The organism is Pseudomonas sp. YJ42 (assembly GCF_047225135.1).
Classification (GTDB): domain Bacteria; phylum Pseudomonadota; class Gammaproteobacteria; order Pseudomonadales; family Pseudomonadaceae; genus Stutzerimonas; species Stutzerimonas stutzeri_E.
Map to the genome: position 1 here is coordinate 3264481 of NZ_CP178378.1, position 15296 is coordinate 3279776.

At 63.2% G+C, this 15296-nt stretch carries 11 protein-coding genes; 4 read left to right on the plus strand and 7 right to left on the minus strand.

From position 1 onward, the window contains the following. Position 1 precedes the first annotated feature (1 nt). The 4 genes from ACL0K2_RS15080 to ACL0K2_RS15095 form a co-directional block, all read right to left on the minus strand. Positions 2-1516, minus strand: coding sequence for a tripartite tricarboxylate transporter permease (locus ACL0K2_RS15080; protein ID WP_045164076.1), 1515 nt, complete (start codon positions 1514-1516; stop codon positions 2-4). 2 nt (positions 1517-1518) lie between these two features. Next, positions 1519-1962: a tripartite tricarboxylate transporter TctB family protein gene (locus ACL0K2_RS15085; RefSeq protein ID WP_045164075.1), complete on the minus strand. Its 444-nt coding sequence runs from the start codon at positions 1960-1962 to the stop codon at positions 1519-1521. Between the two features lie 61 nt (positions 1963-2023). Beyond that, positions 2024-2998 (minus strand): Bug family tripartite tricarboxylate transporter substrate binding protein, encoded by a 975-nt coding sequence (locus ACL0K2_RS15090; RefSeq protein WP_045164074.1) that lies wholly within the window; start codon positions 2996-2998, stop codon positions 2024-2026. Between the two features lie 33 nt (positions 2999-3031). Further along, entirely contained in the window at positions 3032-4294 is a 1263-nt protein-coding gene (locus ACL0K2_RS15095; protein ID WP_045164073.1) for an OprD family porin, read from the minus strand. A gap of 177 nt (positions 4295-4471) precedes the next feature. Between ACL0K2_RS15095 and ACL0K2_RS15100 the strand changes: the two genes are divergently transcribed. Then, positions 4472-5143, plus strand: a complete 672-nt coding sequence (locus ACL0K2_RS15100) for a response regulator (protein WP_045164072.1) — start codon at positions 4472-4474, stop codon at positions 5141-5143. Then, positions 5136-6542 (plus strand): sensor histidine kinase, encoded by a 1407-nt coding sequence (locus ACL0K2_RS15105; RefSeq protein ID WP_045164071.1) that lies wholly within the window; start codon positions 5136-5138, stop codon positions 6540-6542. Before ACL0K2_RS15100 ends, ACL0K2_RS15105 begins: the two co-directional genes overlap by 8 nt. A 1-nt stretch (position 6543) precedes the next feature. Here ACL0K2_RS15105 and ACL0K2_RS15110 read toward each other — a convergent pair whose 3' ends face one another. After that, the gene (locus tag ACL0K2_RS15110) at positions 6544-8445 is read right to left on the minus strand and encodes a diguanylate cyclase (protein ID WP_045164070.1); all 1902 of its coding nucleotides are present in this window, start codon (positions 8443-8445) and stop codon (positions 6544-6546) included. 344 nt (positions 8446-8789) lie between these two features. On the opposite strand from ACL0K2_RS15110, the gene ACL0K2_RS15115 reads away from it, so the two are divergent. Together ACL0K2_RS15115 and ACL0K2_RS15120 are read left to right on the plus strand one after the other, a co-directional pair. Then, a complete protein-coding gene (locus ACL0K2_RS15115) occupies positions 8790-9755 on the plus strand; it encodes a TAXI family TRAP transporter solute-binding subunit (RefSeq protein WP_045164069.1) in 966 nt (321 codons plus the stop codon). 122 nt (positions 9756-9877) lie between these two features. Beyond that, positions 9878-12430, plus strand: a complete 2553-nt coding sequence (locus ACL0K2_RS15120) for a TRAP transporter permease (protein WP_045164068.1) — start codon at positions 9878-9880, stop codon at positions 12428-12430. Between the two features lie 128 nt (positions 12431-12558). Here ACL0K2_RS15120 and ACL0K2_RS15125 read toward each other — a convergent pair whose 3' ends face one another. Both ACL0K2_RS15125 and ACL0K2_RS15130 read right to left on the minus strand, forming a co-directional pair. After that, a complete protein-coding gene (locus ACL0K2_RS15125) occupies positions 12559-14244 on the minus strand; it encodes a Na/Pi cotransporter family protein (RefSeq protein ID WP_045164067.1) in 1686 nt (561 codons plus the stop codon). A 153-nt stretch (positions 14245-14397) separates the two neighbouring features. Beyond that, the gene (locus ACL0K2_RS15130; protein WP_045164066.1) at positions 14398-15288 is read right to left on the minus strand and encodes a cache domain-containing protein; all 891 of its coding nucleotides are present in this window, start codon (positions 15286-15288) and stop codon (positions 14398-14400) included. Positions 15289-15296 lie beyond the last annotated feature (8 nt).

The window sequence follows — 15296 nt, forward strand, 5'->3', positions numbered from 1 at the left end:
GTCAGACGTGCGCCTCGCTCAGTTTGGCGCGGCGGCGCTGGCGCCACCAGCGCAGGCCGGGCAGGGCCAGCATCAACGCGGCCAGGGCCCAGAGGATCAGGGTGATCGGGCTGCCCCAGAGGATGCCCAGGTCACCGGCCGAGATCGACAGCGCGCGGCGCAGGTTGTCTTCCATCATCTCGCCGAGCACAAAGCCGAGGATCAGCGACGACAACGGGAATTCCAGCTTGCGCAACAGGTAGCCGAACACACCGAGGCCGACCATCAGTACCAAGTCGAAGGTCGTGCTGTGCACCGAATACACACCCACCAGGCTGATCGCCGTGATGGCCGGCACCAGCACCCAATTGGGCACGCTGAGCATTTTGGAGAACAGCCCGACCAGCGGGATATTCATCACCAGCAAAATCACGTTGCCGATGAACAGCGAGGCGATCAGACCCCAGACCACGTCGGGTTGCTGCTCGAACAGCAAAGGACCGGGCGTGATGTTGTACAGCGTCAGCGCACCGATCATCACCGCGGTAGTGCCCGAGCCCGGCACGCCCAGGGTCAGCATCGGAATCAGCGAGCCGCAGGCGGAGGCATTGTTGGCGGCCTCTGGCGCGGCCAGACCGCGCAGGTCACCCTCGCCGAACTTGCCCGTGTCGCCGGCCATGCGTTTTTCGCTCATGTAGGTCATTGCGCTGGCAATGGTGGCGCCGGCTCCCGGCAAGGTGCCGATGACGAAACCGGCCAGGGCGCTGCGCACCATGGTCCAGAAGGTCATGCAGAACTCTTTGAAGTTGAACAGCAGGCGCCCGCTGGCCTTGACCGCCTTCTGGCCACTGTGGGTCTTTTCCAGCATCAGTAGCACTTCGCTGACGCTGAAGAAGCCGATCACCACGATGACGAACTGAATACCGTCCGACAGGCTGACGCTTCCGAAAGTGAAGCGATAGACGCCAGTGGTCGCGTCCACGCCGACGGTGGCCAGGCCCAGGCCGATCAAGGCCGCCATCAGGGTTTTCACCGGTTTGTCGCCGACCATCCCGCCTAGGCAGGCAATGGCGAAGATCATCAGCACGAAGTATTCCGCCGGGCCGAAAGCCACCGCCCATTTGGCCAGCAACGGGGCGAACAGCACCACGCCGCAGGTGGCGATGATGCTACCGATGAAGGAGCTGACCGCCGACAGCGACAGAGCGATACCGGCCTTGCCCTGGCGCGCCAGCGGGTAGCCATCGAGGGTGGTCATCACCGCCGCGGCATCGCCGGGAACGTTGAGCAGGATCGCCGAGATGCGACCGCCGTATTCGCAGCCCAGGTATACCGCGGCCAGCAGGATCAGTGCGGTTTCCGGCGGCAGGCCGAGGGCGAAGGCCAGTGGCAGCAGCAGAGCTACGCCGTTGATCGGGCCGAGACCGGGCAGCAGGCCGACGACAGTGCCAACAAAGGCGCCGAACAGCGCCACCAGCAGATTCGTCGGTCGCGTGGCGACATCGAAGCCCTGCATCAAGAAATTCAAGGTTTCCATATTCAGCTCTCCAGCAAGCGCAGCACGCCGAGTGGCAGCGGCACATCAAGCAACAGGTCGAACAGGCCGTAGAGCAGCACGCCCATCAGCACGCCGCTGATCAAGCAGGGCCACAGGCGGCCGTTGAACAACAGGCCCAGGGCGAATGCGGCCAGTGCCGTGGTAATGACGAAGCCGAGCTTTTCGAACAGCAGTGCGTACGCCAACAGCACCAGCACGCAGAGGGCGGCTCGCCGGGCCATGGTCCAATCGAACGGTGGCGTCGGATCGCCGTGTGGTTTGCACAGCAGCCAGAGCGCGCCGCAACCCATCAGAAACAACAGAAGCAGCGGGTAAGCGCGCGGGCCAACCGGATCGTAGGCGAAGGGCGCCTCGAAACCCCAGGCGAGCAACGCAAGGCCGGCGCAGGCGAGTAGCCACGCCGCGGCAAAGACACGAACGTACATGGTGGTTACCTCGGGAGAAGCGGGCCAGTGGTCCCATCCGGAACCCGAGGCCCGCGGGGTGTTACTTGACCAGACCGAATTCGCCGGCGAGTTCCTTGTATTCGGCGACCTGCTTGTTGACGAAGGCCGTGAGTTCATCACCGGTCATCGACAGTGGGAACAGATCACGTTGCTCGCGCAGCTTGGCGAAGTCCTCGTCGGCGAGCAGGGTGTCGAACTGGGTCTTCCACCAGTTGAAGTCTTCGTCGCTGACTTCTGGGCCCATGTAGAAGCCGCGGATCACCGGCCAACTGATGTCGTAGCCCTGCTCCTTGGCGGTCGGCAGGTTCGACAGCTTGCCCGGCAGGCGATCATCGGACAGCACCGCGAGCACGCGGATCTTGCCGGCTTCGAGCTGAGGCGCGACCTCTCCCAATCCGCTGCTGGTGACCTGGACATGGCCGCCGAGCATGGCGGTGAGCGTCTCGCCGCCGCCTTCGAAGGCGACATAGCGAAGTTTCTTCGGATCGACGCCGGCGGCGCGTGCAATCAGTGCGGTTTGCATCCAGTCCTGCCCGCCGATGGTGGCGCCAGCACCGAAGACCACGCTGCTGGGGTCTTTCTTCACCGCCTCGATGAGATCGTCAAGGTTCTGATAAGGCGCATCGGCGCGTACCGAGATGGCGCCGTAGTCGGTGCCGATGCCGGCCAGCCAGCGCACGTTGGTCTCGTCATAGCGACCGAACTTGCCCTGTGCCAGATTCAGTAGCGAGCCGCTGGAAAAGGCGGTGATGGTCGAGGGATCGCCAGCACGCTGGGCGATCACCGCGTTGTACGCCACCGCGCCGACGCCGCCGGGCATATAGGTGACGCGCATCGGCGCCTCGAGCAAACCTTCATCCTTCAGGCCACTCTGGGCCAGCTTGCAGGTCAGGTCGAAGCCGCCACCGGGCTTGGCCGGGGCGATGCATTCGGGTCGCTTGGGTTCGGCCATCAGCTGACTCGAGATCACCAGGCAGGTCGAGAGCAGTGCGAAACGACGGATTGCATTCTTCATGGTGTTTCCTCTGTTTTCTTATTGTGGACGGCTTTACCAGATCGGCAGGCTGTAGCTGACGATCAGGCGGTTCTCATCGGCGTCACGGGCGAAATCGGAACGGAACATGGCGTTACGCATGCGTACGGCGACGTTCTTCAATGGCCCGGTTTGCACCACGTACTTGAGCTCGATATCGCGCTCCCACTCGCTGCCGTTGCTGCCGCCGCTGTATTCGGCGTTGTCGCCGGAAACGTAGCGTGTAAGGAAGGTTAGGCCGGGAATACCGATCGAGGCGAAGTTATAGTCGTAGCGGGCCTGCCAGGAGCGCTCGTCGGCATTGGCGAAGTCGTTGATCTGAACAAAGTTGGCCAGGTAGGGGTCGCCGCCATCGATGTAGGCGTAGCCGGTATCACCGTTCATCTGCTGGTAGGCGAGGCTGACCTTATGGCCACCGAGGCTGTAGCCGAGCATGCCGTTCCAGGCCTGATTGTCGATCTTGCCGGCGTTTGCTGCGCCGGTGTCATCGCTGATCATCAGACGCAGATCGGCGGTCAGCGCCGAGTCCTTGCCCAGCGGCTGGACGGCCTGCAGGTTGAAGAAGTGCTGGCGATAAATGTCATCGAGCTCAGCGGCATAGTAAGTACCGGTGAAGCGGTCGTTGAAATCGTATTTGGCCCCGGCGTAGGTCAGATGGTCGGCTTCGGCGGCGCTGTCGAAACGACCGTTCTTATTGTTCAGTTGCAGGTCTTGGGAATTGGTCGAGGCACGGTCGATGACCTTGTCCAGACGCCCGCCGGTGAGGGTCAGGCCGGTCACCTCGCGGGATTCCAGCATGGCGCCCTCGAACACCTGGGGCAGGGTACGGCTGTCGCTGGCTTTGACCACCGGCGTTTCCGGGATATGGCTGCCGTAGCGCAGTTCGGTCTCGGACAGCTTCGCCTTGGCCGTCAGCCCCAGGCGGCTGAATTCGTCCGGGGTGCTGCCGTCGTCGTGCACTGGGAGCAGATCGGTGCCGGTGCGACCGCCGCCGGAGTCGAGCTTGATGCCGAGCATGCCCATGGCATCGAGGCCGAAGCCGACGGTGCCTTCGGTGAAGCCCGATTCGATATTGAGCAGAAAGCCCTGCGACCATTCTTCGCGCTTGGACTGGCCGGTACCTTCGCGGAAGTCGCGATTGAGGTAGATGTTCTGAGTTTGCAGGGTCGCATGGCTGTCTTCGATGAAATCGGCCTGGGCCAGCGGCGCCAACGAGGCGGCAGTGATGGCGAGGGCAAGACGAGCACGTGCGGGGTTGTTTCTGACGACAGTCAGCATCCTGTATCTCCACTCTTGTTTTTGTTGTGACGGCAATGCCGTTGCAGGTGGATCGAGCCACCTGATTGCGATCCTAGGCGGCGAAACTTTCGCCAGGCTTTCAAGGGCGAAAGCAGCGTGCGGTGCGCCTTGCCGCTACACTGGCGCTCCGTTCCGTGTGTGGCAGAGGACAGGCAAATGCGGATTCTCCTGGTCGAGGACCATCCCCAACTCGCTGAAAGCGTGGCGCAGGCGCTGCGCGCGGCGGGCTGGACGGTGGATCTGCTGAATGACGGGGTGGCGGCCGATCTGGCGCTGGCGACCGAAGACTATGCACTGGCGATTCTCGACGTCGGGTTGCCCCGGCTCGACGGCTTTCAGGTGCTGGCACGCCTGCGCGAGCGTGGCAAGACGCTGCCGGTGCTCATGCTCACCGCACGCGGTGAGGTGACCGATCGCGTGCACGGGCTCAATCTTGGCGCGGATGACTACCTGGCCAAGCCATTCGAGTTGTCCGAGCTCGAAGCAAGGGTCAAGGCGCTGCTGCGGCGCAGCGTAGCCGGCGGTGAGCGCCAGCAGAGCTGCGGTGCGCTGGTGTATGACCTGGACGCCCGGCGCTTCAGCCTCGACCGGCAGCCGCTGAGCCTGACCTCGCGCGAGCAGGCGGTGCTCGAAGCGCTGATCGCTCGACCCGGGCGGGTCATGAGCAAGGATCAGCTGGCGGCGCAGGTTTTCGGTCTCGACGAGGATGCCAGCGCCGATGCCATCGAAATTTACATCCATCGTTTGCGCAAGAAGCTCGAGGGCAGCGCGGTACGTATCGTCACCTTCCGGGGCCTGGGCTATTTGCTGGAGACGGTGGATGGCTGAAACGTTGCCGCCAGGCGCTGGCAGCCTGCGTGCCGGGCTGTTACGCCGATTGGCCGTGCTGCTCACCTTGATGCTGCTGTTCAGCGGCTGGAGTGCCTACTGGAACGGCCGCGCGGCAGCCGATTCGGCCTACGACCGCACGCTGCTGGCCTCGGCTCGGGCCATCGCCGAGGGGCTGGTGGCCAACGACGGCAAGCTGCGCGCCAATGTGCCCTACGTGGCCCTGGACACCTTTGCCTATGACAGTGCCGGGCGCATCTACTATCAGGTGCTTGATACCGAAGGCCGGCTGGTCAGCGGCTATGAGGACCTACCGGCCCCGGACGCCGATGTCCGGCGTACCGACGATTATCCGGCATTGGCCCGCTTCTATGACGGCGCGTTCAGGGGCGAGGGCGTGCGTCTGGTCAGTCTGCTGCAGCCGGTCAGCGAGCCGGCGCTCACCGGTATCGCCGAGATTCGCGTGGCCGAAACCCTGGGTGCCCGCGAACGTATGGCGCGCGGCCTGCTCACCGACACCCTGTGGCGAGTGGGATTGCTGGCGATCACCGCGTTGCTGCTCGTCTGGCTGGCAGTGAGCGCCGCGCTGCGTCCATTGGGCAAGCTCAGCGAGGCTGTGGAGCTGCGCCAACCGGACGACCTGCGACCGTTGCCGCTGGTGACGGTGCAGCGTGAACTGAAGCCGCTGGTTGCCGCACTCAACCATTTCACCGAACGGCTGCGCGGCCAGTTCGAGCGACAGGCGCAGTTCATCGCCGATGCCGCTCATGAGCTGCGCACCCCCTTGGCTGCTCTCAAGGCGCGAATCGAGCTGGGCCTGCGCGAACAACAGCCGCAGCGCTGGCAGGAAACCCTCGAAGAAGCGGAGGCGCATACCGACCGGGTTATCCACCTGGCCAACCAATTGCTTTCGCTGGCGCGCATCGAAAGTGGCGCGCAAGCGATCGCCGAGGGCGGCGCGCAGCGCCTGGATCTGAGCCGGCTGGCCCGTGAGCTGGGGCTGGCAATGGCTGCGCTGGCGCATAAACGAGGTGTCGCGCTGGCGCTGGAAGCAGATCATCCGGTGTGGATTCACGGAGAGCCGACGCTGCTCAGTGAGCTGTTGAGCAACCTGCTGGACAATGCCCTGGCGCATACGCCGAACGGCGGCAATGTGGTGTTGCGCGTGCGTGACGAAGGTGTGCTGGAGGTTGAGGACGATGGCCCTGGGATTGCGCCCGAAGAGCGTGAGAAGGTTTTCGCACGCTTCTACCGGGTACAGCAGCAGGGGCAGGGCGCCGGGCTGGGGTTGGCCATCGTCGGCGAGATCAGCCGGGCCCATCGCGCCACCATCGAGCTGGGGCAGGGCGCTTTGGGCGGGCTGCTGGTCAGGTTGCGTTTCCCACCGAACATCGATTGACTCAGATCAGCTCGTCCGGCTCGGCGAACGCCACTTGATTGCGGCCGTTGCGCTTGGCTCGGTAAAGCGCGGCATCGGCGGCGGCGAGCAAACGGGTCGGGGAACAGGCCATTGGCGGCTGGAGCGTGGCCACGCCGATGCTGATGGTCAGGTCGAGGCGCGTCTCGTCGCAGATCGGGTGCAATGCGGCCACTGCCATGCGGATCCGCTCGGCCTGCTCGCCAGCCTGGTGGGGGTCGACGCCGGGCAGCGCTATGACGAATTCCTCGCCGCCATAGCGCGCCACCACGTCGCCGGCGCGCTGACCATGCTGCTTGAGCGTGGCGGCCACCAGACGCAGGCATTCGTCGCCGAAGGGATGCCCGTAGGTATCGTTGACCTGCTTGAAATGATCGATATCCAGCATAAGCACCGAAAGCGGCTTCTCGACGCGCTGCGCGCGGCGGATCTCCTCGTCGATCATCAGATCGAAGTGACCCCGGTTGGACAACTGCGTCAGGGCGTCGGTGATACTCATCCGGGTGAGTTGTTCGTTGACCCGCTCCAGGCCGCGCTTGGCCTCTTCCAGCGCTCGGGTTCGCTCGGCCACGCGGGCTTCCAGCGCCTCGTTGGTGCGCCGCTGCACCTCCAGCGTCTGCTGCTGCGCTTGCAGACGCGACTCACGTTCCTGAGCCAGCGCCTCCACGGCCCGTAGGGTGCTGTGCTGGGCTTCGATGCGGCGCTCACGTTCGTGGTTGATGCGCTCGGCCAACGCCATCGACAGCAGCACGAACTCGACGAACATGCCGATCAGCTGACCGTTGAGGGTCCAGAGGTTCAACGGCAGCACGCCCTGCAGGGCCAACAGGTGGGCGACGGTGAAGAACAGCAGCGTCGACCAGGCTATGGTGAACCGGCCCGCTGAAGCATTGCCACGGATCCACAGCGTGATGGTCACCGCGATGGTCAAGCCGCAATGGAGCAGTGCTATCGCTTCTATCGCCAGATAGCGCGTCAGGGCCGGTGCGAACAGGATCGCCAGGAGCACTATGGCCCAGTAGCCCAGCAGCAGCCGCGTGACCAGCCAGACCCAGCCGCCATAGCGGCGGATATTCAGGAAGCGACTGGCGAACACCAACGGGGTGAAAAAGCACAGCGCCGCCGAAAGGCCGTAGAACCGATGCGAGAATCTCGGCGATTCAGGCCAGAGGAACAACTGGCCGAATCCGGTGATGGTCAGCACGTAAAACAGCGCACTGAGCAAGTAGATGACATAAAGCAGATAGCTGAGGTCGCGGGTAAACACGAACAGGCTGCAGTTGTAGAGAAGGATTACCAGCATGCCGCCGAAAAACAGGCTGATCATGGCGACATCGGAGATCTTGCTGGAGATGAACCCCGTTTCGTCGGCGATCGTCAACGGCAGCGCGATCAGCTCACGCGACTGCACACGCAGGTAGACCACCGCTTCTTCTTCGGCATGCAGGGCCAGTGGATATACGAAGTTGTGATCGGCCCGTAGTCGCTCACGCATCGGCAGGGTGTCGCCGGCCCGCATCGGCGGGCCCCATTGCTCGCGCGCCGGGTAATACAGCTGTACCCGAACTAGGTCCAAAACCGGCCACTTCAGGCTGAGATACCAGATGCCCTCTCGGGTGGCAGGGTTACGTAGGGTGAATCGCAGCCACACGCCGTCGGGTTGCCGCTGTAAACTGGGCCGCTCGAGGGGTTGCCAGCGCCAGGCAGCGCTACGGGCGGTGTCGAAATCCGCCTCCGGATTACCGGAGAGGTACTCGATGGCCCCAACCTGTAGGTCACGAAGGTTGTGCGAAGCCATTCTCGGCGTGACGTCCGCCGCCGCCTGCCCAACATAGGCCATCAGCAGGACGAACAGGGCGACGATCGACGATGGTTGGCAACGCATTCGCTAAAGCCTTTTGAAGTTCCCTGACACCCAAGCAGGTCGGCGGCTGGTACGGATGTCGTGCTGCTGGCGTCAAAAACGATACGGCTATTGTCGCTTCGATGCCAGCGCCGTGTCCTGACATCGGACGAGCCGGCAAGGCGCTCTGCGCGTTCGGAACGCGCGCCGGGCGGACGAGTCAGATGACGGGCAGGAATCGCTGCCACTGATCGGGGGTGCTTTTCGCATGTGTTTTGCCCCAGGTGTGGCTCGCGAAATCCGATGGCCTGCTAGACTCCCATCTTCTCGCCGATGCTCACGAGGCCGCGCGAGACAATCCAAAACAACCAATAAGGAGTGAATCCATGAAAGGCAAATCCTTGGCATGGATATTTTCCGCCGCTTTGGCGGGGACTGGGCTGAGCGGTGTGGCTCAGGCGCAAGAGCAATTCGTGACCATCGGCACCGGTGGTCAGACAGGCGTTTACTATGTCGCCGGGCAGTCGATCTGTCGCTTCGTCAACCGCAACGCTGAAGACCTCAAGTGCAACGCACCCGCCAGCGGCGGCGGCGTAGCCAACGTCAATGGTCTGCGCAGCGGCGAATTCAACTTCGGCATCATGCAGTCGGACCATCAGTACAAGGCCATGGAAGGTCTGGAGCCATTCAAGAGCGAAGGCAAGATGGATGACATCCGCGCTGTCTTCTCGCTGCAGAGTGAGGTCTTCACCGTGCTGGCGCGCCGCGACGCCAATATCAAGGGCCTGGACGACCTCAAGGGCAAGCGGGTCAACATCGGCAACCCCGGTTCCGGTCAGCGTGACACCCTCGAAGAAATCATGAAGGAAAAGGGCTGGGACAAGTCGGTCTTCGCCCTCGCCGCGGAGCTCAAGCCGGCCGAGCAGGCCAGCGCCCTGGGCGACAACAACATCGATGCCATGACCTATTTCGTCGGTCATCCGAATGGCGCGATTCAGGAAGCCACCACCACCGTCGACGCCGTTCTGGTGCCAATCACCGGCCCTGAAATCGACAAGCTGTTGTCCGAGAAGAGCTACTACACCAAGGCTGAAATCCCAGGTGGCATGTACAAGGGCAATGACAGCGCCACTCAATCGATCGGCGGCAAGGCGGTGCTTTCCACCACTTCCAAGGTCGACGCGGATGTGGTCTACAAGCTGGTCAAGTCGGTGTTCGAGAACCTCGAGCGCTTCCAGCGCCTGCATCCGGCATTCAAGGATCTGAAAGCCGAAGACATGATCAAGGTCGGCCTGTCCGCACCGCTGCACGAAGGCGCCGAGCGCTACTACAAGGAACGTGGCTGGCTGTAACGGGCTCCGGCCTGCTGCATCGAAGCGGCAGGCCTGCCGTCCGCGGCTTTCGTCTGAAAACCCGTGTGCCCCGTGCCACGGGTTTTCGCGGTTCCGATACCTGAAAAAACAGGCCACATTCCATGCAAGACAAAGAACTCTCCACAGAAGAGCTGATCGCCAAAGACGTCGGTGCGCGGATGCCCGAAGGCGCCATGGCGAAACTGATCGCAGGTCTGGCGCTGCTCTGGTCGCTCTTCCAGCTGTGGATCGCCTCGCCGCTGCCCTTCATGTTGCGCATCGGCGTGTTCAACAATACCGAAGCCCGGGCTATTCATTTGGCGTTTGCCCTGCTCCTGGCTTTTCTGGCATACCCCGCATTCAAACGGTCGCCGCGCGATCGCGTGCCATTGATCGATATCGCGCTGGGGCTGATCGCCGCGGCGAGCGCCGGGTATCTCTTCGTCGCCTATGAGCAACTGGCGCAGCGTCCCGGCAACCTGACCACGCTGGATCTGGTCACTGCCTGTATCGGCATTCCCTTGTTGCTCGAGGCCACGCGCCGCGCGCTGGGCCCAGCGCTGGCGATCATCGCGCTGGTCTTCCTCGGCTATAGCCTGGCGGGGCCGTACATGCCCGGCCTACTGGCGCACCGTGGTGTCAGCTTCACGGCCCTGGCCAACCATCAGTGGATCACCACTGAGGGCGTGTTCGGCATCGCGCTGGGTGTGTCCACCAGTTTTGTCTTCCTCTTCGTCTTGTTCGGTGCGCTGCTCGAGCGGGCCGGCGCGGGTCATTATTTCATCCAGCTGGCGTTCAGCATGCTCGGCCATTTCCGTGGCGGGCCGGCGAAGGCGGCGGTGGTGGCGTCGGGCATGACCGGTCTGATTTCCGGGTCGTCGATCGCCAATGTGGTCACCACCGGTACCTTCACCATCCCGATGATGAAGCGCACCGGGTTTTCAGCCGAGAAGGCCGGCGCGGTGGAAGTGGCGTCCTCGGTGAACGGCCAGATCATGCCGCCGGTCATGGGCGCTGCGGCCTTCCTGATGGTCGAGTACGTCGGCATTCCCTACGTCGAGGTGATCAAGCATGCCTTCCTGCCGGCGCTGATCTCCTACATCGCGCTGGTCTACATCGTTCATCTCGAATCGCTCAAGCTGGGTCTCACCGCGCTGCCACGGGCCAGCGTGGCCAAACCGTGGGTGCAGCGGCTGATCGGGTTCGCGTTTGGCGTTGCCCTGATTTCCGGCATTTCATTGGCCGTCTATTACGGTCTTGGCTGGATGAAGCCGGCCCTCGGCGACGCGGCGATCTGGGTGATCGGGGCGCTGTTGACGGCGGTCTACCTGGCCCTGCTGAAAGTCGCGGCGAGCAATCCGCCGCTGCCACCGGAAGACCCCGACGCACCACTCGAGAAGCTGCCGCAGACGCGCCCGGTATTGTTGGCCGGCCTGCATTTCCTGCTGCCGGTGGTCGTGCTGGTGTGGTGCCTGATGGTCGAACGGCTGTCGCCCGGTCTATCGGCCTTCTGGGGCTCGGTGATACTGGTCATCATCCTGTTGACCCAGCGTCCGCTGCTCAGTTGGATGCGCCGCGATGGCACCCACCAGCACGGCACCTTCGTGGACGGTGTGGTCGATCTGCGTGAAGGCTTGATCGCCGGCGCGCGCAACATGATCGGTATCGGCATCGCGACCGCTGCGGCAGGGATCATCGTCGGCGCGGTTTCACAGACCGGTGTAGGTCTGGTGCTGGCCGATCTGGTCGAGCTGCTGTCGATGGGCAACCTGATGTTGATGTTGCTGCTCACCGCGTTCCTCAGCCTGGTCCTCGGCATGGGACTGCCGACTACCGCCAACTACATCGTGGTGTCGAGCCTGCTGGCGCCCGTTGTCGTGGCGTTGGGGCAGCAGAGCGGGCTGATCGTGCCGCTGATCGCGGTGCATCTGTTCGTCTTCTACTTCGGCATCATGGCCGACGTCACGCCACCCGTTGGCCTGGCTTCGTTCGCCGCAGCGGCGGTGTCCAAGGGCGATCCGATCAAGACCGGCATCGTGGCGTTCTACTACAGCCTGCGCACCGCCGCGCTGCCCTTCCTGTTCATCTTCAACACCGACCTGTTGCTGATTGACGTGGACTTCTGGCACGGCGTGGTGATCTTTATCGTCGCGACGGTGGCGATGCTGATTTTCGCGGCTGGCACACAGGGTTACTTCCTGGTACGTAGCCGCTGGTATGAAAACATCCTGCTATTGCTGGTCGCCTTCACCCTGTTCCGTCCCGGTTTCTGGATGGATATCGTCCACGACCCCTATCGTGACATTCCGCCGTCACAGCTGGTCCAGGCGATGGGCGCGGTGGAAGAGAACAGTCAGCTGCGGTTGCGCATACGCGGTGAAGATGCGGTCGGCGATACGCGTGAGTTCAGCCTGCTGGCCGCCATTCCTGACGGCGAATCCGGCGAAGAGAAGCTGGAAAAGTTCGGCCTGATGACTTACGAGGAGGATGGCAAAGTGCTGATCGACAGCGTGACCTTCGGCAGCCCCGCCGCCGAACTGGGTCTGCAGTTCGATCAGGAAATCGTCGCGGTGCGCGCGCCCACCGATCGTATGGTCAAGGAGTGGATGTGGTTGCCCGGCCTCGCGCTGTTCGGCCTGGTGATCTGGTTGCAGAGACGACGCAGGGTACACTGATCGGCGTAACCGACGGTCCGACCCCGGCGTGCTCAGCATCGCCGGGGTTTTTTTCGACCTGCCGAAAATCCGGTCGTCTATGCCTGGCCTGAGCCGACATTGCCAGCCGGGGCGGGCGCAGTTGTGCTTCAGGCCGGCTTGCCGGGTAGCTGATGCTCCGCGGCATTAACGTCAAGGGTCGGTTCGGTCGGGACGCGGCCCTTGCCACTGGCATGGCCTTCCAGCGCCGCATAACCGGCGCTGCAGAACAGCGAATTCAGGCGTTTCATGTCGGCGATCAGCTCCAGATGCGTAGCGCTGGTTTCGATGCTTTCTTTCACCTGTTGATGCAGTCGATGCACGTGGGCATGTGCCAGCTCGCGTTCGAGCTTGCGAAACTGACGCTTCTGCTGCAACAACTGGCGGGCGCTGTGAGTATCGCCGGAAAGGAAAACCGACAGGCCGAGGCTCAGATTGGCGCTGAGGAGTGCGTGCAGCTGGCTGAGTTCGTCCAGCCCCCGGTCAGAGAAGGATCGACGCTTGGAGGTCTTGAGGTTGTGCACTTTGCCGAGCATGTGCTCGATGATGTCGCCGGCCTGCTCCAGATTGATCGCCAATTCGATGATTTCCGCCCAGCGCTGGCTTTCCTGCTCAGCCAGGTCTTCACGCGGCATACGCGCCAGGTAGAGCTTCACACCGCTGTAGAGCGCATCGACATCGTCATCCAGCCGACGGATTTCCTCGCCCGGCTCTGGCCGATCTTCATGCAGCGCTTCGCGCAGGTGCGCCAGCATGGCTTCCACCAGATCGCCGATGCGCAAGGTTTCGCGTACCGCATTGGCCAAGGCCAGCGTCGGCGTATCCAGCGCGGTGGGATCGAGATGTCGCGGCTGCGCAATGCCGTTATCCACCAGCCGCTCCGGCAATAGGCGTTCGCACAGTCTGGCCATCAGGCCCACCGTGGGCAGTAACAGCACGCAGCGCAGCGAGTTGTACGCCAGATGAAAAGCGATGACCTGGGTCTGGACGCTGAAGCCCAGGGTCGCCATCCATTCGACCAATATCGGCAGCAGCGGCAAGACCAACAGACCGGCCAGCTTGTAGAGCAGGTTGCCAAGCGCCACCCGACGAGCCGGCACGGGTTGCGGGGTTGCGTTGAGCCACGCCAGCACGCCGCTGCCGATATTCGCGCCGATGACGACACCGAGGGCGACCGGCAGGCTGATCAATCCGGCACCGGCCAGGGTCGCGGTCAGTAGAACCGCGGCCAGGCTGGAGTACGAGAGCACGGCGAACAACGCCCCCACGACCGCCGCCAGCAGAGTATCGCCGGCCAGCGAGGAGAACAGCACACGCATGCCGCGTGCCTCGGTGATCGGCTCGGCGGTGACCACGATCAGTTGCAGCGCCAGAATGATCAGACCGAGGCCGATCAGCACGCGCCCGAGCTGGCCGGTGCGGGTTTGCTTGCGAGACAGAAACAGGCACACCCCGACCAGGGTGCACAGCGGCGACAACCACGACAGGTCGAAGGTCAGAATCCGCGACATCAACGCCGTACCGACATCGGCACCGAGCATGATCGCCAGCGCCGTGGGCAGGGTCATCAGGCCCTGGGACACGAAGGAGATAGCCAGGAGTGCGGTGGCGTTGCTGCTTTGCACCAGGGCGGTGACACCGATACCGGCAGCGAACGCCAACGGCGAGTTAGCCATGCTGTGGCCCAGCAGCCGCCGTAAATGCGAGCCATAAACGCGCATGATCCCGGTACGCACGATATGTGTGCCCCAGACCAGCAATGCGATGGAGGACAGCAGGTGCAACAACGTCAACATCAGGCACGGCCTTCGGCTGTTCGGTGATCGGCGGCCACGACACGCCACGCCAGAGGCGGTGGTGAGCAGTGGATGATGATCGGTTGACTGTTTCTGGAAGCCGGATGTTCACGAAAGGTTCATCCACGGCGGCGCCGTGGATGCGTCTGTCGTTCAGCGTGGCGAGTAGTAGCCCACACCGAGCAACACATCATCGACCCGGCGGATCAGCGAATGCTTCTGCTCCACCGCATTGGTGGCAGGGTTGCGCCAGACATAGTCGACCGTCCCGATGCCCTTGTCCTTGGCCAGCGCGATCATCTGCTTGAACAAGGGGGTGCCGGCGGCGTCGGTGATCTCGCGAACATCGACACCCACCAGGTTGGGCGAGGCACCGCTGGCGCGGTACTTACCGTCCTCCAGACCGATGACGAAGACATATTCGTCGTTCATCACGAAGCCGCCCTGCGGATCGTTGAAGGCCTTGAAGGCCGCCTCGCCACCCGAGTGCTTCATCAGCGCCACGGCCTTATCCAGCATCTTCTGCGCCTGCTCGGCGGAGGAGCGCGGTATGTAGTAACCGACCACGAGTATCCGGTCGCCAACCTTGCGATACAGGCTGACCTTGTTTTCCACCTTGTTGTCGGCCGGATTCAGCCAGTGGTACTCGACCTGACCGTTATCGGCCGCCTTGGCCTGCTCGATGATCTCGTGAATGAACGGCTTGCCGGCGGCGTCCTTGAGGTCCATCACGTTGAGCCCGACCAGCGCGCGCGACGCGCCGTTGCTGGCGAGCATGGTGCCGTCCAGGCTGAGGGCGAAAACGTAGTGCTGGCCATCGACGAAGCCGCCTTGGCGGTCGTTGAAGGACGCCAGGGCCTGTTCCGGCCCGTTGCTTTGCAGATGCGCGACGGCGCGGTCGAGCAGGGCGCTGGCCTGGCGCGCATGGCTGCGTTCGACCGAGCCTTTGGCCTGGGCACCCTCGGTGGTGGCATAGGCCAGCGGTGAAGCACAGAGGGCTGCGCCCAACGCGAGGATCAGCAGGTTCCGGTTGTTCAATTTCATCGATTGCT

Bases quoted from the DNA above. Each gene is read 5' to 3' on its own strand.
- ACL0K2_RS15080 (WP_045164076.1), bottom strand. From the start codon at position 1,516: ATGGAAACCTTGAATTTCTTGATGCAGGGCTTCGATGTCGCCACGCGA.
- ACL0K2_RS15085 (WP_045164075.1), bottom strand. From the start codon at position 1,962: ATGTACGTTCGTGTCTTTGCCGCGGCGTGGCTACTCGCCTGCGCCGGC.
- ACL0K2_RS15090 (WP_045164074.1), bottom strand. From the start codon at position 2,998: ATGAAGAATGCAATCCGTCGTTTCGCACTGCTCTCGACCTGCCTGGTG.
- ACL0K2_RS15095 (WP_045164073.1), bottom strand. From the start codon at position 4,294: ATGCTGACTGTCGTCAGAAACAACCCCGCACGTGCTCGTCTTGCCCTC.
- ACL0K2_RS15100 (WP_045164072.1), top strand. From the start codon at position 4,472: ATGCGGATTCTCCTGGTCGAGGACCATCCCCAACTCGCTGAAAGCGTG.
- ACL0K2_RS15105 (WP_045164071.1), top strand. From the start codon at position 5,136: ATGGCTGAAACGTTGCCGCCAGGCGCTGGCAGCCTGCGTGCCGGGCTG.
- ACL0K2_RS15110 (WP_045164070.1), bottom strand. From the start codon at position 8,445: ATGCGTTGCCAACCATCGTCGATCGTCGCCCTGTTCGTCCTGCTGATG.
- ACL0K2_RS15115 (WP_045164069.1), top strand. From the start codon at position 8,790: ATGAAAGGCAAATCCTTGGCATGGATATTTTCCGCCGCTTTGGCGGGG.
- ACL0K2_RS15120 (WP_045164068.1), top strand. From the start codon at position 9,878: ATGCAAGACAAAGAACTCTCCACAGAAGAGCTGATCGCCAAAGACGTC.
- ACL0K2_RS15125 (WP_045164067.1), bottom strand. From the start codon at position 14,244: ATGTTGACGTTGTTGCACCTGCTGTCCTCCATCGCATTGCTGGTCTGG.
- ACL0K2_RS15130 (WP_045164066.1), bottom strand. From the start codon at position 15,288: ATGAAATTGAACAACCGGAACCTGCTGATCCTCGCGTTGGGCGCAGCC.